Consider the following 20,976-nt stretch of genomic DNA (forward strand, 5'->3'; position numbering starts at 1 on the left):
TCTTTTTTAACATCTACTAAGCTCAAGTATCCTCTGAGTTAGTCTTATAGTTGCATCAGGTTTAGCAATGGATTTTGCAGCCTTTGACATCTCCTTTAACTTGCCAGGAATAGCAACTAAATCAGCTACAATGTTTCCCAAAGAATTTCTCTCTAAAAAACCCTGTTCCACTACCATTGCCCCACCCACCTTTTCTAAATATCTAGCATTTTTTCTCTGGTGATCATTGGCTGCATAAGGGTAAGGTATCAAAATACTTGGCTTTCCCATTGTTGCTAGCTCAAAAATAGTGGATGCACCTGCCCTGCAAACAACAAGATCAGCCCAGAGATAAGCATCTGTCATATTATCTATAAAAGGCACGACTCTGTAGTTCTTTAGACCAGAAGATCTATATACAGAGAGCACCCTTTCATAGTCTAATTTCCCTGTTTGATGATAAAGACTCACACCTATACTCTTAAATAAAGTAAGTGATTCTAAAACTCCATCATTAATCCCTTTTGCTCCCTGGCTCCCTCCAATAATGAGCAAATTTATCTTCTTATTTCCCCCATCAATACTACCGTTACTTACTTTTGCAGCCTCAATTATTTCTTGTCTTACTGGATTTCCCAAAACCTCTGTTTTGTTTTTATCAAATATTCCCATATCATCTGGAAAACTCAAAAATACCCTATCAACCCTTTTTCCTAAAAACCTGTTTGTAAAACCTGGATAGCTATTTTGTTCATGTATGCAGGTGGGTATTCCCATTTTCCAGGCCACATAAACTGGAACAAAAGATGCGTAACTTCCAAATCCAACCACTACATCTGGTTTTACCTTTCTAAGCCACAAGTAACAGATGATCATGCTATATAAGACAAAACCCATATTTGATATTGCGTTTAACCCCTTACCCAAAATCCCTTTTACCGGGAGTAAATAAATTTTATAACCTGCATCTGTTACAATTTTTTGTTCCTGGCCATATTTTCCGCCAACTAAAAAGACTTCTGCTTGTTGCAAAGCAAAATTTTCAATTTCTCTGGCCACAGCTAGGGCCGGAAATATATGACCACCTGTGCCACCTGTTGCTAGTATTATCTTACAATTTTTAGTATTACCCATTCTTCTTAATTACACTTAAAATTAATCCTATTCCAATTGAAAGGGCCAAAAGATTTGATCCTCCATAGCTTAAAAAGGGCATAGCCAACCCCTTTGGGGGAATCATGCCCAACACAACAGAAATATTCAAAAACGCTGAGAACACAATTATAAAGATAATGCCCGCCACCAAAAACTTATCTTTGAGATCTTGGATATTAACACAAATTTTTACACCCATATATAAAATAGAAATAATGCACAAAAATACCACACTCATCCCTAAAAAACCAAGCTCTTCCCCTAAGACACTCAAGATAAAGTCTGTATGGGCTTCAGGAAGGAAAAACAACTTCTGCTTACCATATCCAAGTCCAACCCCTTTAAGTCCTCCATTTGCCAGACCATATATTGATTGTACCAGTTGATAACCTTCTTTTTTTGCGTGTTCAAAGGGATGCAAAAAGGCCTTCCATCTCATCAGTCTATAAGGAGATGTAATAACCATAACAATTGCAGAACTCGCTAAAAGAATTAATGAACATATCCAATAAAGGAGTTTTGTGCCTCCAATCAAGCTCATAAAAAAGAATATACAACATAAAAATAGTGCACTGCCAAAATCAGGCTGAAGGAGCAAAATCGATGAAAATATAATAGTGACTAAGATTGGTGGCAGAAAACCAATACTAAATTTCTTAATATTTTCCTGTTTTTCACCAAAAAACCAGGCAAAATACATTGTCAAAAAGATTTTTGAAAATTCTACTGGCTGAAGAGAAAATCCCAAAAAAGGTATCCATCTGCTTGCACCATGAGCTTTATGACCAATTGAAGTCAAAGTTAAGACCAATAATGTAAAACAGATCAACAACCAAAAATATCTAGTTACATAAAAAAATTCTGTTGGTATCATGGAGACAATATATATGACAACAATTCCTGTTATAAAAAATATAAACTGTTTTTTTATAAAAAAATATGCATCATTAAAATTTGATGTGGCATAAATGCTACTTGCACTAAATACCATAATAAGTCCCATTATCATTAATATTGAAATTGGAACAAGAATAAATTTGTATGAAGATAAATTTTTATTCATATATTTTAGTTGTATTTAACACTCTTTATTAAGCTTTTTACAATATTTTTAAAACAATTTCCCCTCTCTTTATAGTTTTCAAACATATCAAAACTTGAGCAACCAGGGGAAAATAAAATAATATCTCCTTTTTTTGAATTAGCAAATAACAGTGATACTGCTTGATTTATGTCCTTTACTTTCTCTACAGGAAAATACTTATTCCATTTTTCATAAAATATATCACCACTCTGTCCAAAAACACATGCATGAGATATTTTATCTTTAATACATATTCCTGTTTTTTTTGGATCTCCACCCTTTAATTTGCCGCCAGCAATTAATAAAACAGGGTCTTCAAATGAATTTACAGCTGCTTCTATTGATTTAAGGGTTGTTGATTTTGAGTCATTAAAAAATTTAACTCCATTTATTTCACCTACATATTCAAGTCTGTGTTCAAAAGGTCTAAAATCAGAAGCAGCCTCTATAAACTGTTTTTTACTTATACCCAGTTCTTTACATACCAGATATGCTGCAGCAATATTTTCAAGATTGTGTTTTCCTATTAAATTTTTTAATTTAAAATCCGCTTTTGAAAAGTATTTAACCTGTGAATTAAATATAGTTCCATTTAAAAATGGCTTTAGATTTATATTTATTATAGCAACATCATCTGATGATTGGTTTTTAAATATATTAAGCTTACATGTAAGATATTCATCCATATCTTTATGAAAATCGAGATGGTTTTCAGAAAAATTTAAAAATACTGAAATATTACATCTAAAATCTTTTATGTTTTGTAATTGAAAGCTACTGAGTTCAAGAAGTATAATTTTCTTTTTACTACCATCTAAAACATAATCACTTAATGGAATTCCATAATTTCCACCAACAAAGTGATCTATCTCTAGTTTATTTAAAACCCAGGAAATAATTCCAACTGTAGTAGTCTTACCATTTGTACCTGTTACACCTATTATTTTCTCTTCTTTTAAATGATTATATGCAAATTCTATTTCTGATATAATAGGAATATGTGGGTCCAAAACTTTTTTAATCTTATGTACAGGCACCCCTGGGCTTAAGATTACAAGGTCAATTTTTGAAAAATCACCTTTTTTATGTTCTCCTTCAATTAGTTTAATACCTCTATTATAGAGTTCTTCTCTTAGATAAGAATCAATAACTCCTTTTTTTTGTTCAAACAAAAAGGTTTCAAACCCCTTTTTTGAAGCCAATTTTGCAGCAGCTATTCCTGAGGTGCCACCGCCAATCACAGCTACTCTTTTTGCATTAAATCTATTCATAATTTACTATCTTAGTTTTAAAGTACTAAGAGCTAACATTGCAAATATTATTGAAATAATCCAGAACCTTACTATAATCTTTGATTCTGGTATGCCTTGCAACTCAAAGTGATGATGAATAGGCGCCATTTTAAATACCCTTTTGCCACCAGTCCATCTAAAATATGCAACCTGAATAATAACAGAGAGGGTTTCTATTACAAAGAGTGCTCCAGCAATGGGTAAAACAAGTTCCTGTTTGCACAAAATTGCCAGGAATCCAAGGGTTGCTCCAAGGCTTAAACTTCCCACATCACCCATAAATACCTGAGCTGGATAGGCATTAAACCACAAAAATCCCAGGCCAGCTCCAACCAATGAGGCACAGAACACTGTGACCTCCCCTACTCCAGGGACATATGCCACCTGAAGATAGTGAGCAATCTTTACATGTCCTGCAACATATAAAAATACAGCAAGACACGCTGCAACAATCACAGTTGGACCTATTGCCAGCCCATCAAGACCATCGGTTAAATTTACACCATTTGAAGAGCCCACAACCACAAAAAGGGCAAACACAATATAAAACCATCCTAGATCAGGATGGATCCACTTAAAAAAAGGAACATAAAGCTTGCTTGAATAGCCTGGGAGCTTTATCAAAAGTGTAAGGGCAATAATCCCTATAATTACCTGTGCGAAAAACTTAGAACCTTTGGTTAATCCCATATTGTGCCTGCGAATCACCTTCAGATAATCATCAATAAATCCAATTAGACCAAAACCAACAAATACTAAGATACAAAGCCAGATATAGGGATTTGTCAGATCTGCCCAAAGAAATACAGAAGTCAAATGGGCTATCCCAATAAGTATTCCTCCCATTGTAGGAGTACCCTGTTTTGTTTGATGTATCACTACATCTTCCTGAATATACTGTTTGACCTTTAATCCTTTAAGAAACTCTATAACTTTTGGTCCAATGAAAATAGCTATTAAAAGAGATGTTAACATTGCATAAATAGATCTAAAAGTAATATATCTGAAGATATTAAAAGCAGAAATATAATCAGATAAGGAATACAATAAATGATACATTTAATTTATTTATCCTTGATTTTTTATTTTTTGAATCAAATCTCTTATTATATCCTCTAACTTAATTCCTCTAGATGCTTTAGCAACAATAGTCCCTTTATATATATTTAAGGCTTTAAATTTATTTAATACATCTTCAATATTTTTTATCTCATATATTGGAATATTCTGTGAAACAGATAATAATCCATTCTTTACATATTCAAAAAAATCTCCTTTATAAAACAATATATCTACATTACTCTTTCCAATTAATTTACCCAGATTTTGATGTTCATAGACAGAAGCATCACCTAACTCCAACATATCTCCTAAAATAGCTATCAAAGGTTTTTTAACATTTACCTTTGATAAACCTAAAAATAATTTCTCCATTGCAATTGGATTTGCATTGTAACAATCATCTAAAATCAAAAAGTCATTAATCTTTAACCATTTGTTTCTGTGTTCAGGTAACTTAACTTGCGATATACCTTTTTTTATATCTTCAATATCAATTCCTAATTTATATGCAATTGTAGATGCAATTAATATGTTTTCATCAAATAAACTTAGATTTAAAGGGCTAACAACATCTATTTTTGTTTCATCTAAATTGAGAGTAAATTCACCAAACATATCTTTATCTAAACCATTGTATGTTATATTATATTTTGTTCCATCTCCAACATATACAATTTTTATATTTCTTTTTTCTACCTCCTCTACTAACTCAGGATAATCTCTATTTATTACGGCAAATCCACCTGGTCTTACAAAATCTAAAAGTTTTGCTTTCTCCTTTGCAACTCCTTTTACAGAACCAAGACCCTCTAAGTGAACTGGTCCAATATTTGGTATGCATGCAATATCAGGTGCAACCACTTCACCCAGCTTATCCATCTCATTTTTATAATTTATACCTAACTCTAAGACCCAGAAATCTTCCTTTCCTGTAAATTTAAATATTGATAGAGGGATTCCAATATGATTATTCCAGTTTTTAAAATTTTTTCCTGTATTATGATGTATAGACAATATTGAATATATCAGTTCCTTTGTAGAGGTCTTGCCACAACTGCCTGTAACACCAATTACCTTGCCTTTAAATTTAAACCGCAGATGTTTTGCAATGGTTAAAAGGGCTTGTTCAGTATCTCTTACCATTATTATTGGAATTTGCCCTTGTAAATCCCTTAACATTTTCATGGCCACAATTGCTCTAGCCCCTTTTTTTACAGCATCTTTAGCAAAGCTGTGGCCATCCATTTTGGAGCCCTGAAGACAGACAAAGAGATCTCCTTTTTCCACAAGACGACTGTCAGTCTTGATAGAAGTAAATTGAATGTCTTGAAATTCCAAATAATTGCCTATAGAACCAAGGATGGACCCAAGTTCATATAATCCTAATTCCATGAATCCAATATCTCCAACACAACCTCTTTATCCATAAATGGATATCTCACACCCTTTATTTCCTGGTGTGTTTCATGTCCTTTTCCTGCTATTAAAAGGACATCCTTTTTGTCTAACATCTCAATTGCCTTTTGAATTGCCTTTTTTCTATCCACCTCTACAAAATATGGCCTTGATCCATTTATACCAACTAAAATATCTTCAATTATATCAACTGGCTCTTCAAATCTTGGATTGTCCGAGGTAACAACAACTATATCACTATATTTAGATGCTGCCTTCCCCATTTTAGCCCGTTTGGTCCTATCCCTGTTACCACCGCAACCAAAAACCACAATAACCCTTTTAAAATCCATTTGCCTTACTGCTTTTAACACCCTTTCAAGACCATCAGGAGTGTGTGCATAATCAATATATATATTTAATCCTAGTTTGTTCTCTACTTTTTCCATTCTACCCGGTATATTAAATTTTTGTTCAAAACACCGAAAAACACCTGTCTTAATGCCCATAGCAAGACCCAATCCCTGGGCAGCAAGGAGGTTGTATACATTGTGTTTTCCAATAAATGGAACCTGCAATTCCCAGGATTCATTTCTGTAGCTAAACTTAACTTTTTGCTTTGTTGTAAAACTCTTTAATATTTCAGCCCAAAGAAAATTATTATCTTTATTATTGGAACAGATAGTATAACCAATTATTTTTTTATTGATATTTTTAACAAGTCTTTTGCCATAAGCGTCATCTACATTGATGATGGCTGTGCCTTTTTTTCTTAAATATATTTGAAATAGTTTTGTTTTTGCTAAAAAATAATCCTCCATATCCTTATGGTAATCTAAATGATCCTGGGTTAGATTTGTAAAAACTGCAAAATCAAATCTCAAACCAGCTACCCTATCCTGGGAGAGTCCATGGGATGATACTTCCATCACTATTGCATCAATACCTTCAGATCTCATTTTAGAAATAATTTCGTGTAACTCCAAACATCCTGGAGTTGTTAAAGGGGCATCTTGAATATGATTTATCCATCTATAATTTATAGTGCCTATTACTCCTACTTTTAGACCAATATATTTTAAAAGATGTTCAATAAAATAAGATGTTGTTGTTTTTCCATTTGTCCCAGTAATTCCAATTAGAATAAAATCCTGTTTCTCTGTTTTAAAATATGCAGAAGCTAGCTCTCCAAGAGATTTTTTTGTATCATGCACATAGATAACTTCCCTATCTTCCATCTTGGGGATGGAATCTTTGTGTTTTTGACCAACTACAAAATATTGCGCACCCCTTTTATATGCATCTTCTATAAATCTTTTGTTTTCATCTAAAACAACAAAGAGATCTCCAGATTCAATTTTTCTAGAATCTACCTCAACCTTTAAACCCTGTCTTACTTTTTGTTTTAAAACTTCCCATTCCATGGCTATAAATATCTATTTTTAGTTATTTCCCATCCATAAAATCACTTTTTTCCCTTTTAATGAAGAGCCCTCTTTTGGATATTGTTTTACAACTACAGGACCTTTGTTTCTTACCTCAAAAATTACATGTTTTTTTGATAGTAAATGGATAACTTCTCTTAAACACATTCCTTTTAAATCTGGCATTTTTGAGCCCTTAAATATTACTTTTTTATAAAAAAGAGGAGAATTTTTATCTTTGTTCTTTGAATCAATAGCCTCTAGAACATCTCTATTTAACGGGCCTTGGGTTAAAGAGGTGTCTAAAGGAAAGATTTTTTTAAAGATCTCCCTGACAATGGGTGCTGCTACCACACCGCCGTATATATTTTCTTTGGGTTCATCGACCAGGACAAAGGCCAGATACTTTGGGTCCAACGCTGGATAAAGCCCAATAAAGCAAGCAACATATTTCTTTCTACTGTATTTCCCATGCTCCACTTTTTGTGATGTGCCTGTCTTACCCCCAATTTCCATACCTTCAATACGGGCTAGCCGGCCTGTTCCATCCTTTTCCACTACATCTTTTAACACATCTAAGATTGCATCGCTTACCCTTCTAGAAATAACTCTCTTTCTTTGATTATTATCATCATAATCCTCAATAAGATGCAGAGGTGTAAAAACCCCATGGTTTGCAATTATAAGATAGGCCCTTACAAGTTGAAGGGCTGTTGTTGAAATACCCTGTCCAAAACTGATATTTGCAAGATCTACCTTAGTCCACTCAGATACATCCCTAAAGATCCCCTTGGCCTCTCCTGGCAAAGGGAGTCTAGTTGTACTGCCAAATCCAATTTTGTTTAAAAAGGCAAAAAGTTTTTGAGCCCCTATATCAAGTCCTATCTTTGCAGCGCCAATATTACTAGAATATCTGATTATCCTGGATACAGACAGCCAGGAGTGTGGGTGTGTATCCCTGATTATTACATCCTCAAACTTCCATTTGCCCTTTTCACAATAATAAATTTTATTTAAATTACACACCTTGTTTTCCATTGCAGCTACAACAATTAAAGGTTTTATAGTTGAGCCAGGCTCAAACATATCCAGGGCAATTCTATTTCTCCAAATGGCTGGAGAGGAATTTCTAAATGAATTTGGATTAAAAAAGGGGTATTGTGCCCATGCCAAGATATTGCCTGTTTTAACTTCAACAACTAAAGCTATCCCATAATTTCCACGATTTTTTTTAACTCCAGCAGCAAGGGCCTTTTCACAGATTGTCTGGATCCTTGAATCCAGAGTAAGCTCTATGTCTTTGCCTGCTATTGAGCTCTTAAGTTGACCGGGTGCATATAAAAGATGTCCTCTTCCATCGCGCTGGACTAAGAAATATTTTTTTTCACCTGAGAGTTGTTTATCAAGGCTCTTTTCCAGACCTTCTAATCCCTGGTTATCAACACCAACAAATCCAATCAATTGGCCCGCCATTATTTTTTGAGGATAGACCCTGGCCATCTCTTCTGTTAAGTGTATTCCTTTTGGATGCAAATCAGCTATTTTTTTTGCTTGTTTATCTGAGATACGTCTTTTTAACCACACAAAATTTCTCTTTGTTTTGAGCTTTTTTTTTATGTATCCTGGGCTTAGATCTAAAATCTTTGCCAAATTTCTGCTTGTCTTATCTATATTATCAATATCTTTAGGTACAGCAAAAACTGAATTTAATATCACACTAGTTGCAACCAATACATCATCTGATGTAAAAATCTCACCTCTTGGTCCATTTACTAGCTCTTTTTTCCAATATTGATGACTACTTTTTTTTAATAAATCCTTTCTCCAGACTATCTGGATGTAAAAATCCCTTATCCATAAAGTTAAAATACCAAGAAATAATGCGAAAAAAAGTATCCTTATCTTTATATTTATAATTGATAAATCTCTATTACTTCTTTTTAATAAAGTCATTATTTTATTTTTCTCACCTTTGCAGGTTCAATATATTCTAAACCAAGTTTATTTGCTAACCTTTTCAAATTATAAGGAGAAAATAGTACACTTGCCTCGGTCTCAAGTTTATCCTTTAACTCTTTTTTTTCTTTATATTCTGATTGTAATTTTGATATTTTGTATTTAAGTGTTATTTGTGTGACATTAAGCCATGTAATCAAAAAGCATAAAATTATTGTAATAATTACTTCAATAAAGCAAATAACAATATATTTTTTCATAAAACTTCTGCAGCCCTTAGTTTTGCACTCCTTGCCCTTTTGTTTAACTTTATTTCATCTTCCTTTGGAACAACGGGCTTTTTAGTAAGTATCTTTAGTCTTGGAACATGATTGCAAGTACACAATATCTGTGAGGGAGGACAAATACAGCCCTTTTGTTCTATTTTAAAAAAGTGCTTCACTATCCTGTCTTCCAGGGAATGAAAAGATATAATCACTATCCGTGCTCCGGGTTTTAAGAAATTAAGCACCTTTGATAGAAATTCCTTAAGCTCATCTAATTCTCTATTAACAGCTATTCTAAAGGCCTGAAAAGTCCTGGTTGCAGGATGTCTTTTTGCTGTCCGCCTCCACTTTGATGGATATGCCTCTAATACAATCGATGCCAACTCTTGTGTAGTTTTTATAGGACTCTGTCCTCGCTTCTCTACGATTTTTTTTGCTATTCTTCCGGCCATTGGATCCTGACCATATTCTTTGATAATATCTCTCAACTCCTCATAAGGAGCAAAATTAACTATATCAAAACAACTTTTCTCATCATCTCTATCCATTCTCATATCCAGAGGACCTGGGAGGTGAAAACTAAAGCCCCTTGCTGGGGTATCCACCTGGTATGAAGAAACACCAAGGTCCAACAAAACTCCATCTAATTTGGGCCACTTAAGACTCTCTATAATATCAAAGACCTTAGAAAAAGGAGAATGAAATAGCATAACTTTGGATAAGTATCCCTTTTGTTCTATATTTTTTCTTGCAATGTCTAATACCTCCTTGTCTCTATCCACCCCCAAAACAAAGATATCTCCTTTGACTTCCTCCAGCATTGCAATTGTATGGCCACCACAGCCAATGGTGCCATCTAGATAATATCCTCCTTTTTTAATATTAAGATACTTAATTGCGTCATTCTTTAGAACTGGTATATGAAAATCTTTTTTATCAAACTCACACATTTTAAATTTTTAACTCATAACCATTTTGATATAAATCATCTATAAGGGAATCAAAATCTTCTTCAACCTTGCTGATCTGCATCTCAAATTTCTCCTGATCCCAGATCTCAAATTTGTGTCCAACTCCAGCCAAAACAACCTCCCGATTAAGTTTAGCGTATTTTCTCAAATGTGGAGGCACAAGTATTCTTCCCTGGCTATCCATTACCACCTCTTTTGCTCCAGATATGAAAAATCTTTGAAAATCTCTAAGTCTTCTATTTAACAAATTTATTTCATTAAAACTCTGTTCCAATTCAAGCCATTTGGGATAAGTATAACCAACAACGCACCCATCAAGATTAGTGAGCATGATACGCCCTGCTTCATTCTGGGATAAAACTATCTCCCTAAATTCTGGTGGGAGTATTAATCTGCCCTTGGTATCCAGGGTACGATAAACATGTCCTCTAAACATCTCCACTAGTCTCCACTTCTCTCCACATAATCTCAAAACCTATGCTTTTGTCAAGGGGAATTTATAAAATATACATAACAATCTAAAAAAGTGTTTACTATCAAAAACTTAAGGGAATGTAACTCTTTGGGTCAAAAATATCTTCACACAATAAATAAACCAACTCATATTTGACTAGCACTGGCTTGATAATTACAAATTAACTAAATAAGATAATATTTACCTAAAGATAGGAGCAAAAGTGTGTGAAGACTACTTGGGTTAGAGGAAATAATGTATGTTTTACTTTTTTAATCAATCATGAAAAATAAAAATGGAAATCAATATAAAACTTAGAAAGAAGTCATTTACCATATTAGGTCCTATGGACGTGGAAGGGTATTGGGGAAAGATTTCAAGGGGAAATGAATTCTCCGAAGATGAAATCCCTTATTGGTGTGAACTGTGGCCATCCTCTCTTTTACTTGGAAAGTTTATCTTGAAAAATCCCCATAAATTCAAAGGAAAAAAGTGTCTTGATCTTGGATGTGGACTTGGTCTTGTATCAATGGCCTTAAAGCTTTCCCGGGCTATTGTATATTCTTACGATATCATACTTGAATCCCTTGTTTTTTTAAAAAAGAACTTTTCAATAAACAAACTTCCCTATCCTATTTGTATTGCAGGGGACTGGAGATGTCCATGTTTTAAAAAACATAGTTTAGACATAATAGTGGCATCAGATATTTTATACGAAAAAAGATTTCATATACCAGTACTTAAATTTATCATTTATACTTTAAAAAAAGGAGGCACAGCTTACATATCTACACCTAAAAGAGGAGGTACCTTTGATTTTTTTAATCAGGCCCAAGATTATAATTTAACTCCCTCTCTTATTAAAAAAAATTCTATATACATAAATAAAGTTAGTACTCAAATATATTTGTGGAAACTGACGTCCACTAATAAATAGAAATGCGTAAATATTTATAATAAATTTTAATTAATATTCAACAGGACTTTCCCTTTTTTAGGTCAAAACACAACAAAGAAACAGTAATATCAAGATGTTATCTGGATATTTTTTGTAAGACCCCACCTTTTATTTTGTAGCCAAATACAGAAAGTATTTCAGCCTGGAGGGGAGTTGGTTCCTCTATTATCCTTATAGGCTTTCTTTTACCTGAATGCCAACAAAGGCAACTATGTAAGGATCTCATTGATTCCATTATTTTATCAATACTGACCATAATCCCTGCTTTTTTTATCCATAAACTTAATAACTAAAGATAAGTTAAGCTTTTCTCTTTAACCCCACTTTGATAGTTAAAAAGTTTAAAAGTCAATTATATTAGCATGTTATAATTTTAAAAATGAGGGAATTTTACCTACAAACCTTTAGAGTGATGGAAAGAGATATTTTTTCATTTCCTCTTCAGACATTATGTGCTTCATATTTTTTATTTTAAAAATTTCAAACATCTTACTTGCCAATTTATTATGTTTGGTTTTGAAATAATATTTCTTACCATTTATATCTGTTTCTATTGCATTTATCCCTTTTAAAGCCTTTAATATACCAGCTGAAGTAATTACCATGTCCTGAGTTTTTTTATTGTATTTTAATGTACGTTCTATATGTTTTAATAAAAAATAGGCTAAAAATGAGACTATAACATGACCTTTTATCCTTTTAGGAGTATAGTGATAAATAGGCCTTATATTCAAATCAGTCTTTAATTCTCTAAAAGCACTTTCAACGTTATATATTTGCTTATGGATTTTTATCACTTTTAGTGCTGGCATATTAACATCTGAACACGCCAAAGCATAAAATCCGTCATATTTTTTGTCTTTTTCTATTTTCTTTAAATTTAATCTATATCTAACTTTGCCACCATCACAATATTTTTCTATATATTTTTCTTTACCTTTTATTTTATTTTTTTGAAGCTTTTTTATAACTTTATTAATTAATTTATCTCTTTCTCTTTTGTCTTTTAATGCCCTTTTATCTGAATATGTAGCTACTATTTTATGATTTAATTCAATCTCTTGATAACTTTCTGAAATCTTTACTTTTCTTTTTTCTAGGACCTCAAATTCTTTATATGCATAGACTCCTTTAGTTAGACTGCAGGAAGATACTAATAAATTCTTTATTTTTAGTCAATAAAAAAAGTACTAATATTATAAAGTTAGGACTACAAAATTTTTCGGCAAAAAATATATGTAGCTGATGTGATTAAACTTTTATAAAAATATTACCCCAAATTCCACTAATTTCCTACTCTGACTGTCAACGTCGGGATGAAGGACAAAATATTTTTTCTGATCAATGAGCATTAGCACTTCCTCTAAATCTAATCGCTCTAATGGCGGCAAACAATAATGGTCCTCGCACCTTACAGGTCCTGCTGTATTGAAAAATCTCTTGTATGCTCCTTAAGTTATTGATTGTTTTTATAGCATATTTTTTTAATGGTAAACCTATCCTTTATCTTCCTCATTACTACAAAAGGAATTTAATTTTCACATCCCCCACACCCATATCTCTTTCCCTCTGTATTTTTCCCTTCTCTCAAATATTTTCTCCTCCCAACTCACATCTTTTCTTTTATCAAATATCACAAGGTGTCCTTCATCTGCTCCACATCTGTCCATATATTCATAGGTTTGAGATAAGCCTTCTTCTATGGTCTTTTCCAGACTTTTATAAAGAACCTTGAGCTCTATCACCACCTTTTGTACCTTCTTTGCTTCAAGAAGACTGGTTGTTCCAATGGGCCATATCAAAAGAAGATCTGTCCTCTTTCTGCCAAGACCATATTCTCTTTCTATCCTTCCGCCACTGTTAACAATCCTTTGCAAAAATGCCTGCATAAGTAGCTGTGGACCTGCTTCCTTGTATTGAAATCTCTCAAGCCAGCTCTCACTGTGTTCTCTAAAAAACTCCTGAAATGCTCGCATAAGTTTTACCATATCAAGGCTTCCATCTGGATTTACATACCACAAAGGTTTAAATTGGCTTTCTAGCTCTGTCTGTAACATATAGGTAATCTCTCTTGGGATGATCTCTCTGTATATGCCATTGGATATCCTTGGTCCCTCTTCTCTATCCCTTTTAACAAGACCTAAGTCTATAACATATTGAAGATCATCCTCTTTTATATTTCTTATGCCTTCGCCTTTTAAAATTGCTTCTATTACACTCTTTACTCTATCTTCCTTAAGCTTGTCTGCAAGTTGATCAATGTGGGTGTATCTCTCTAAAATAATCTTTTCCTTTGCTTCTGTGATAAGTTCTTTTGTAATGGGCTTATTTCTATCTCTTCCCTCTTTTAACTTAAAACATGCAACATATCCCAATGCATTTACAAGCCAGGGCTGTCCTTCTGTAAGCTCCCATACATAATCTATAACACCATCTTCAAACTTTTGTCCTGTTTCCTCTGTATGTTGATTATAAAGGACTTTTATTTCTCTTTTATTAAAATCTCCAAGATGCAAAGACTCGGCTTTAATGTTAAATGCGCTTCCTCCTGTTATAATTTCTTTTTCTTTGCTTGAGTGTATCCGATAGTCCCGAACATCTCTTACTCCACACAAAATAATGCTCTGGGGGAATGACTTTGGTCTTAAATTATATCCAGTTCTAAGTTGTCTTAAAACACTGATCAAAGTATCTCCAACAAGACTATCTATCTCATCTATCATCAATACAACAGGTTTATCTGTTCTAATACTAAGGAGGCTAAGAAGTTCTCTTAAACCATCATCTTCTCCTCTTTGTTTAAGTATCTCAAGCCAATCTTTCAAAATCTCTTGTTTCCAGAAAAACCTGACACCTGCTTCCAGAGAACTCATTATTGAACGGATTCCCCTATACACGTCCTCCCTTGCTGCCTGAGCACCTTCCACATTTACATATAGTGCCCTGTATTTGTCTTCTTTGTTTAGATACTCTTGAAGTGCTAAAAGGCAGGTTGTCTTGCCAGTTTGCCTTGGTGCATGAAGGACAAAATATTTTTTCTGATCAATGAGCATTAGCACTTCCTCTAAATCTAACCGCTCTAATGGCGGCAAACAATAATGGTCCTCGCACCTTACAGGTCCTGCTGTATTGAAAAATCTCATGTATGCTCCTTAAGTTATTGATTGTTTTTATAGCATATTTTTTAATGGTAAACCTATCCTTTATCTTCCTCATTCCTACAAAAGGAATTTAATTTTCACATCCCCCACACCCATATCTCTTTGCCTTTGTATTTTTCCCTTCTCTCAAATATCTTCTCATCCCATGATTTGCCCTTTGTCTTATCAAATATCACAAGATGTCCTTCATCTGCACCGCATCTGTCCATATACTCATAGGTCTGAGATAAACCCTCCTCTATGGTCTTTTCCAGACTTTTATAAAGAACCTTGAGCTCTATCACCACCTTTTGTACTTTCTTTGCTTCAAGAAGGCTACTTGTTCCAATAGGCCATATCAAAAGAAGATCTGTCCTCCTTCTGCCAAGACCATATTCTCTTTCTATCCTTCCGCCACTATTAACAATTCTTTGCAAAAAAGCCTGCATAAGTAGTTGTGGTCCTGCTTCTTTGTATTGAAATCTCTCAAGCCAGCTCTCACTGTGTTCTCTAAAAAACTCCTGAAATGCCCGCATAAGTTTTACCATATCAAGACTTCCATCTGGATTTACATACCACAAAGCATCATGGGTTATGGTTACTTGAGTACTAAAGGTAAGTTCCCTTGGAATTATCTCCTGATATATCTTATTTGAAATCCTCAAATTCGGACGGGTCTTAATTAAGCCTAAATCCTCTACATACAAAATATCATCAATTGGTATATCCTCTGGATTTTTGTCTCCTTCTAAAATTGCCTCTATTACCCTTTGAACCCTATGTTCCTTAAGCTTGTCTGCAAGCTGATCAATGTGAGTGTATCTCTCTAAAATAATCTTTTCCTTTGCCTCTGTTATGAGTTCTTTTGTAATGGGTCTTTTTCTATTTCTTCCCTCTTTTAACTTAAAACATGCAACATATCCCAGTGCATTTACAAGCCAGGGCTGTCCTTCTGTAAGCTCCCATACATAATCTATAACCTCATCTTCAAACCTTTGCCCTGTTTCCTCTGTATGTTGATTATAAAGGACTTTTATTTCTCTTTTATTAAAATCTCCAAGATGCAAGGATTCCGCTTTGATGTTAAATGCACTTCCTCCTGTTATAATTTCTTTTTCTTTGCTTGAGTGTATGCGATAGTCCCTAACATCTCTTACTCCACATAAGATTATACTCTGGGGAAATGCCTTTGGTCTTAAATTATATCCTGCTCTAAGCTGTCTCAAAACACTAATCAAAGTATCTCCAACAAGGCTATCTATCTCATCAATCATCAAAACAACAGGTCTGGTGGACTTTTGGGTAACTTTTCTTAAATAAGTTAAAAGGGCAGAATCTTCTCCATGTTCTCTTAATACTTTATTGTAATCTATGTCTAAATCTTGTTCCCAATACTCTTCTATCATTATGGTCATTGTACTTAAAATTGCCTTAATTCCCCTATACACATTCTCCCGTGCCCCTTGAGCGCTTTCCACATTTACATACAGTGCCCTGTATTTGTCTTCTTTGTTTAGATACTCCTGAAGTGCTAAAAGGCAGGTTGTCTTGCCAGTTTGCCTTGGTGCATGAAGGACAAAATATTTTTTCTGATCAATGAGCATTAGCACTTCTTCTAAATCTAACCGCTCTAATGGGGGCAAACAATAATGATCCTCGCACCTTACAGGTCCTGCTGTATTGAAAAATCTCATGTATGCTCCTTAAGTTATTGATTGTTTTTATAGCATATTTTTTTAATGGTAAACCTATCCTTTATCTTCCTCATTACTACAAAAGGAATTTAATTTTCACATCCCCCACACCCATATCTCTTTGCCTTTGTATTTTTCCCTTCTCTCAAATATCTTCTCATCCCATGATTTGCCCTTTGTCTTATCAAATATCACAAGATGTCCTTCATCTGCACCGCATCTGTCCATATACTCATAGGTTTGAGATAAACCTTCCTCTATGGTCTTTTCCAGACTTTTATAAAGGACCTTGAGCTCAATAACCACCTTTTGCACCTTCTTTGCTTCAAGAAGGCTACTTGTCCCAATAGGCCATATTAAAAGAAGGTCCGTCCTCTTTCTGCCAAGACCATATTCTCTCTCTATCCTTCCGCCACTATTAACAATTCTTTGCAAAAAAGCCTGCATAAGTAGTTGTGGACCTGCTTCCTTGTATTGAAATCTCTCAAGCCAGCTCTCACTGTGTTCTCTAAAAAACTCCTGAAATGCCCGCATAAGTTTTACCATATCAAGACTTCCATCTGGATTTACATACCACAAAGGTTTAAATTGGCTTTCTAGCTCTGTCTGTAACATATAGGTAATCTCTCTTGGGATGATCTCTCTGTATATGCCATTGGATATCCTTGGTCCCTCTTCTCTATCCCTTTTAACAAGACCTAAGTCTATAACATATTGAAGATCATCCTCTTTTATATTTCTTATGCCTTCGCCTTTTAAAATTGCTTCTATTACGCTCTTTACTCTATCTTCCTTAAGCTTGTCTGCAAGTTGATCAATGTGGGTGTATCTCTCTAAAATAATCTTTTCCTTTGCTTCTGTGATAAGTTCTTTTGTAATGGGCTTATTTCTATCTCTTCCCTCTTTTAACTTAAAACATGCAACATATCCCAATGCATTTACAAGCCAGGGCTGTCCTTCTGTAAGCTCCCATACATAATCTATAACCTCATCTTCAAACCTTTGCCCTGTTTCCTCTGTATGTTGATTATAAAGGACTTTTATTTCTCTTTTATTAAAATCTCCAAGATGCAAAGACTCGGCTTTAATGTTAAATGCGCTTCCTCCTGTTATAATTTCTTTTTCTTTGCTTGAGTGTATCCGATAGTCCCTAACATCTCTTACTCCACATAATATAATGCTCTGAGGAAAGCCTTCTGGTCTGTCTGTATAACCAGCTCTAAGTTGTCTTAAGACACTGATTAATGTATCTCCAACAAGGCTGTCTATCTCATCAAGTAATAACACCACAGGCTTATTGCTTTTTTCTGTAAGTAAACACAAAAATTCTCTCAAGGCATCATCAGGTCCTCTTTTTTCTAAAATAAAACCAAAATCTTCTCCAAAGTCTTCTTTCCAGTATCTTCTGATACGAGATTCAATTATACTTAAAATAGTTTTAATGCCTAAATATACATCTTCCCTTGCTGCCTGAGCACCTTCCACATTTACATATAGTGCCCTGTATTTGTCTTCTTTGTTTAGATACTCTTGAAGTGCTAAAAGGCAGGTTGTCTTGCCAGTTTGCCTTGGTGCATGAAGGACAAAATATTTTTTCTGATCAATGAGCATTAGCACTTCCTCTAAATCTAACCGCTCTAATGGCGGCAAACAATAATGGTCCTCGCACCTTACAGGTCCTGCTGTATTGAAAAATCTCATGTATGCTCCTTAAGTTATTGATTGTTTTTATAGCATATTTTTTAATGGTAAACCTATCCTTTATCTTCCTCATTACTACAAAAGGAATTTAATTTTCACATCCCCCACACCCATATCTCTTTCCCTCTGTATTTTTCCCTTCTCTCAAATATCTTCTCATCCCATGATTTGCCCTTTGTCTTATCAAATATCACAAGATGTCCTTCATCTGCACCGCATCTGTCCATATACTCATAGGTTTGAGATAAACCTTCCTCTATGGTCTTTTCCAGACTTTTATAAAGGACCTTGAGCTCAATAACCACCTTTTGCACCTTCTTTGCTTCAAGAAGGCTACTTGTCCCAATAGGCCATATTAAAAGAAGGTCCGTCCTCTTTCTGCCAAGACCATATTCTCTCTCTATCCTTCCGCCACTATTAACAATTCTTTGCAAAAAAGCCTGCATAAGTAGTTGTGGTCCTGCTTCTTTGTATTGAAATCTCTCAAGCCAGCTCTCACTGTGTTCTCTAAAAAACTCCTGAAATGCCCGCATAAGTTTTACCATATCAAGACTTCCATCTGGATTTACATACCACAAAGCATCATGGGTTATGGTTACTTGAGTACTAAAGGTAAGTTCCCTTGGAATTATCTCCTGATATATCTTATTTGAAATCCTCAAATTCGGACGGGTCTTAATTAAGCCTAAATCCTCTACATACAAAATATCATCAATTGGTATATCCTCTGGATTTTTGTCTCCTTCTAAAATTGCCTCTATTACCCTTTGAACCCTATGTTCCTTAAGCTTGTCTGCAAGCTGATCAATGTGAGTGTATCTCTCTAAAATAATCTTTTCCTTTGCCTCTGTTATGAGTTCTTTTGTAATGAGTCTTTTTCTATTTCTTCCCTCTTTTAACTTAAAACATGCAACATATCCCAGTGCATTTACAAGCCAGGGCTGTCCTTCTGTAAGCTCCCATACATAATCTATAACCTCATCTTCAAACCTTTGCCCTGTTTCCTCTGTATGTTGATTATAAAGGACTTTTATTTCTCTTTTATTAAAATCTCCAAGATGCAAGGATTCCGCTTTGATGTTAAATGCACTTCCTCCTGTTATAATTTCTTTTTCTTTGCTTGAGTGTATGCGATAGTCCCTAACATCTCTTACTCCACATAAGATTATACTCTGGGGAAATGCCTTTGGTCTTAAATTATATCCTGCTCTAAGCTGTCTCAAAACACTAATCAAAGTATCTCCAACAAGGCTATCTATCTCATCAATCATCAATACTACTGGTTTGTCTGCTCTAATGCTAAGCACACTAAGAAGCTCCCTTAAACCATCATCTTCTCCTCTTTGTTTAAGTATCTCAAGCCAATCTTTTAAAATCTCCTGTTTCCAGAAAAACCTGACACCTGCTTCCAGGGAACTCATTATTGAGCGTATTCCCCTGTACACATCCTCCCGTGCCCCCTGAGCGCTTTCCACATTTACATATAGTGCCCTGTATTTGTCTTCTTTGTTTAGATACTCCTGAAGTGCTAAAAGACAGGTTGTCTTACCAGTTTGCCTTGGTGCATGAAGGACAAAATATTTTTTCTGCTCAATTAGCATTAGCACTTCTTCTAAATCTAACCGCTCTAATGGGGGCAAACAATAATGATCCTCACACCTTACAGGTCCTGCTGTATTGAAAAATCTCATGTGTGCTCCTTATTTTATTAGTTGTTTTTATAGCCTATTTTTCTTTTAATTGCACTACAATCTTCTTAATTCTTCATATTATCTTTTTACCTTGTTACTGTCAGACACAATTAATGCAATATTATCTCATTCTACACATATCACTTTTTTTACACTACTTCTAATACTCAGCTTAGAGTGTTCTGTTATATTGATATCATTGCTTCCAGTAACAATGGTTTATTAAATCTTTAATATTTTTCTTAGTTGTTCTTTTATTTGAACAACATAAAATTTTTCTAACTCACCCAATTTTTTTCTTAATCTTTTGCTATCTATTGTTCTCAACTGAAAAATTAATAATATAGAAGGAAAAGACAATCCATTTTTTAAGGATGGTTCTATTTTTAGAGTATAAGGAAAAGGGAGCGCTAAAACATTTGAAGTAAAAGGAATTATTAAAGAAATTTCCCTAATAGATTGTGATACCAATAATACTGAACCAAAACCGAACTGTTCACGACCATTAATCTTTGGTATCTCCGCAAGATATATTTCCATTTTTAATTCTCTCTTCACAACTCAAAAAATCTTCATCAGAAATTTCATCCTACATTTTAAATTCTTTTTGAAGTTTTAAAAATTCTTTATAAATTTTTAAAGATTCTTTTAAAATTTCTTCCTCGTTTTTATTTACTTGCAAAGAAATTTCATTAAGTTCCTTTTGAATTTCTTCAGACAAAATCATTCTTTCTCTCTTCTTTGTTTTTCTATA

Annotated in this window: 18 protein-coding genes and 1 pseudogene; 1 reads left to right on the top strand and 18 read right to left on the bottom strand. The window is 34.0% G+C overall.

Annotated features, from left to right (window positions below):
* Positions 1-6: 6 nt before the first annotated feature.
* Genes murG through mraZ form a run of 10 tightly spaced genes read right to left on the bottom strand, consistent with a single transcriptional unit; the run spans position 7 to position 11,020 of the window.
* Positions 7-1,113, bottom strand: a complete 1,107-nt coding sequence (gene murG / locus ACYQ1E_RS00895; protein WP_459874777.1) for an undecaprenyldiphospho-muramoylpentapeptide beta-N-acetylglucosaminyltransferase — start codon at positions 1,111-1,113, stop codon at positions 7-9.
* Positions 1,106-2,197 (bottom strand): putative lipid II flippase FtsW, encoded by a 1,092-nt coding sequence (ftsW, locus tag ACYQ1E_RS00900; RefSeq protein WP_459874778.1) that lies wholly within the window; start codon positions 2,195-2,197, stop codon positions 1,106-1,108. Before ftsW ends, murG begins: the two co-directional genes overlap by 8 nt.
* Positions 2,198-2,202: 5 nt before the next feature.
* Positions 2,203-3,489, bottom strand: coding sequence for a UDP-N-acetylmuramoyl-L-alanine--D-glutamate ligase (gene murD / locus ACYQ1E_RS00905; RefSeq protein ID WP_459874779.1), 1,287 nt, complete (start codon positions 3,487-3,489; stop codon positions 2,203-2,205).
* Positions 3,490-3,495: 6 nt separating this feature from the next.
* Positions 3,496-4,569: a phospho-N-acetylmuramoyl-pentapeptide-transferase gene (gene mraY / locus ACYQ1E_RS00910; protein ID WP_459874780.1), complete on the bottom strand. Its 1,074-nt coding sequence runs from the start codon at positions 4,567-4,569 to the stop codon at positions 3,496-3,498.
* A gap of 9 nt (positions 4,570-4,578) precedes the next feature.
* Positions 4,579-5,964 (bottom strand): UDP-N-acetylmuramoyl-tripeptide--D-alanyl-D-alanine ligase, encoded by a 1,386-nt coding sequence (locus ACYQ1E_RS00915; protein WP_459874781.1) that lies wholly within the window; start codon positions 5,962-5,964, stop codon positions 4,579-4,581.
* Positions 5,955-7,391: a UDP-N-acetylmuramoyl-L-alanyl-D-glutamate--2,6-diaminopimelate ligase gene (locus tag ACYQ1E_RS00920; RefSeq protein ID WP_459874782.1), complete on the bottom strand. Its 1,437-nt coding sequence runs from the start codon at positions 7,389-7,391 to the stop codon at positions 5,955-5,957. Before ACYQ1E_RS00920 ends, ACYQ1E_RS00915 begins: the two co-directional genes overlap by 10 nt.
* Before the next feature lie 18 nt (positions 7,392-7,409).
* On the bottom strand, positions 7,410-9,344 hold the full coding sequence (locus tag ACYQ1E_RS00925) for a penicillin-binding transpeptidase domain-containing protein (RefSeq protein WP_459874783.1): 1,935 nt from the start codon (positions 9,342-9,344) through the stop codon (positions 7,410-7,412).
* A complete protein-coding gene (locus ACYQ1E_RS00930) occupies positions 9,344-9,607 on the bottom strand; it encodes a hypothetical protein (protein WP_459874784.1) in 264 nt (87 codons plus the stop codon). The genes ACYQ1E_RS00925 and ACYQ1E_RS00930 overlap by 1 nt, the downstream gene beginning before the upstream one ends.
* The gene (gene rsmH, locus ACYQ1E_RS00935; RefSeq protein WP_459874785.1) at positions 9,604-10,563 is read right to left on the bottom strand and encodes a 16S rRNA (cytosine(1402)-N(4))-methyltransferase RsmH; all 960 of its coding nucleotides are present in this window, start codon (positions 10,561-10,563) and stop codon (positions 9,604-9,606) included. Before rsmH ends, ACYQ1E_RS00930 begins: the two co-directional genes overlap by 4 nt.
* A gap of 1 nt (position 10,564) precedes the next feature.
* Positions 10,565-11,020, bottom strand: coding sequence for a division/cell wall cluster transcriptional repressor MraZ (gene mraZ, locus ACYQ1E_RS00940; protein WP_459874786.1), 456 nt, complete (start codon positions 11,018-11,020; stop codon positions 10,565-10,567).
* A 313-nt stretch (positions 11,021-11,333) separates the two neighbouring features.
* Between mraZ and ACYQ1E_RS00945 the strand changes: the two genes are divergently transcribed.
* Entirely contained in the window at positions 11,334-11,975 is a 642-nt protein-coding gene (locus ACYQ1E_RS00945) for a class I SAM-dependent methyltransferase (protein ID WP_459874787.1), read from the top strand.
* A gap of 97 nt (positions 11,976-12,072) precedes the next feature.
* Here ACYQ1E_RS00945 and ACYQ1E_RS00950 read toward each other — a convergent pair.
* The 8 genes and pseudogenes from ACYQ1E_RS00950 to ACYQ1E_RS00985 form a co-directional block, all read right to left on the bottom strand.
* Positions 12,073-12,285: pseudogene (locus ACYQ1E_RS00950) on the bottom strand (IS1634 family transposase); the annotation flags it as partial.
* A gap of 115 nt (positions 12,286-12,400) precedes the next feature.
* Complete coding sequence (locus ACYQ1E_RS00955) at positions 12,401-13,165, bottom strand: IS1634 family transposase (protein WP_459878424.1); 765 nt, start codon at positions 13,163-13,165, stop codon at positions 12,401-12,403.
* 369 nt (positions 13,166-13,534) lie between these two features.
* Entirely contained in the window at positions 13,535-15,139 is a 1,605-nt protein-coding gene (locus tag ACYQ1E_RS00960) for an ATP-binding protein (RefSeq protein ID WP_459874788.1), read from the bottom strand.
* Between the two features lie 95 nt (positions 15,140-15,234).
* Positions 15,235-16,830, bottom strand: coding sequence for an ATP-binding protein (locus ACYQ1E_RS00965; RefSeq protein ID WP_459874789.1), 1,596 nt, complete (start codon positions 16,828-16,830; stop codon positions 15,235-15,237).
* A 96-nt stretch (positions 16,831-16,926) separates the two neighbouring features.
* On the bottom strand, positions 16,927-18,531 hold the full coding sequence (locus ACYQ1E_RS00970) for an AAA family ATPase (RefSeq protein WP_459874790.1): 1,605 nt from the start codon (positions 18,529-18,531) through the stop codon (positions 16,927-16,929).
* 95 nt (positions 18,532-18,626) lie between these two features.
* Positions 18,627-20,222, bottom strand: coding sequence for an ATP-binding protein (locus ACYQ1E_RS00975; protein WP_459874791.1), 1,596 nt, complete (start codon positions 20,220-20,222; stop codon positions 18,627-18,629).
* A gap of 222 nt (positions 20,223-20,444) precedes the next feature.
* Positions 20,445-20,762, bottom strand: coding sequence for a type II toxin-antitoxin system PemK/MazF family toxin (locus ACYQ1E_RS00980; RefSeq protein WP_459874793.1), 318 nt, complete (start codon positions 20,760-20,762; stop codon positions 20,445-20,447).
* A 49-nt stretch (positions 20,763-20,811) separates the two neighbouring features.
* Entirely contained in the window at positions 20,812-20,949 is a 138-nt protein-coding gene (locus tag ACYQ1E_RS00985; protein ID WP_459874794.1) for a hypothetical protein, read from the bottom strand.
* Between the last annotated feature and the right edge of the window lie 27 nt (positions 20,950-20,976).

The organism is Desulfothermus naphthae, assembly GCF_054657475.1.

Excerpts from the sequence above, each read along its gene's own strand:
- murG (WP_459874777.1), bottom strand. The coding sequence starts at position 1,113 with ATGGGTAATACTAAAAATTGTAAGATAATACTAGCAACAGGTGGCACA.
- ftsW (WP_459874778.1), bottom strand. The coding sequence starts at position 2,197 with ATGAATAAAAATTTATCTTCATACAAATTTATTCTTGTTCCAATTTCA.
- murD (WP_459874779.1), bottom strand. The coding sequence starts at position 3,489 with ATGAATAGATTTAATGCAAAAAGAGTAGCTGTGATTGGCGGTGGCACC.
- mraY (WP_459874780.1), bottom strand. The coding sequence starts at position 4,569 with ATGTATCATTTATTGTATTCCTTATCTGATTATATTTCTGCTTTTAAT.
- ACYQ1E_RS00915 (WP_459874781.1), bottom strand. The coding sequence starts at position 5,964 with ATGGAATTAGGATTATATGAACTTGGGTCCATCCTTGGTTCTATAGGC.
- ACYQ1E_RS00920 (WP_459874782.1), bottom strand. The coding sequence starts at position 7,391 with ATGGAATGGGAAGTTTTAAAACAAAAAGTAAGACAGGGTTTAAAGGTT.
- ACYQ1E_RS00925 (WP_459874783.1), bottom strand. The coding sequence starts at position 9,344 with ATGACTTTATTAAAAAGAAGTAATAGAGATTTATCAATTATAAATATA.
- ACYQ1E_RS00930 (WP_459874784.1), bottom strand. The coding sequence starts at position 9,607 with ATGAAAAAATATATTGTTATTTGCTTTATTGAAGTAATTATTACAATA.
- rsmH (WP_459874785.1), bottom strand. The coding sequence starts at position 10,563 with ATGTGTGAGTTTGATAAAAAAGATTTTCATATACCAGTTCTAAAGAAT.
- mraZ (WP_459874786.1), bottom strand. The coding sequence starts at position 11,020 with ATGTTTAGAGGACATGTTTATCGTACCCTGGATACCAAGGGCAGATTA.
- ACYQ1E_RS00945 (WP_459874787.1), top strand. The coding sequence starts at position 11,334 with ATGGAAATCAATATAAAACTTAGAAAGAAGTCATTTACCATATTAGGT.
- ACYQ1E_RS00960 (WP_459874788.1), bottom strand. The coding sequence starts at position 15,139 with ATGAGATTTTTCAATACAGCAGGACCTGTAAGGTGCGAGGACCATTAT.
- ACYQ1E_RS00965 (WP_459874789.1), bottom strand. The coding sequence starts at position 16,830 with ATGAGATTTTTCAATACAGCAGGACCTGTAAGGTGCGAGGATCATTAT.
- ACYQ1E_RS00970 (WP_459874790.1), bottom strand. The coding sequence starts at position 18,531 with ATGAGATTTTTCAATACAGCAGGACCTGTAAGGTGCGAGGACCATTAT.
- ACYQ1E_RS00975 (WP_459874791.1), bottom strand. The coding sequence starts at position 20,222 with ATGAGATTTTTCAATACAGCAGGACCTGTAAGGTGTGAGGATCATTAT.
- ACYQ1E_RS00980 (WP_459874793.1), bottom strand. The coding sequence starts at position 20,762 with ATGGAAATATATCTTGCGGAGATACCAAAGATTAATGGTCGTGAACAG.
- ACYQ1E_RS00985 (WP_459874794.1), bottom strand. The coding sequence starts at position 20,949 with ATGATTTTGTCTGAAGAAATTCAAAAGGAACTTAATGAAATTTCTTTG.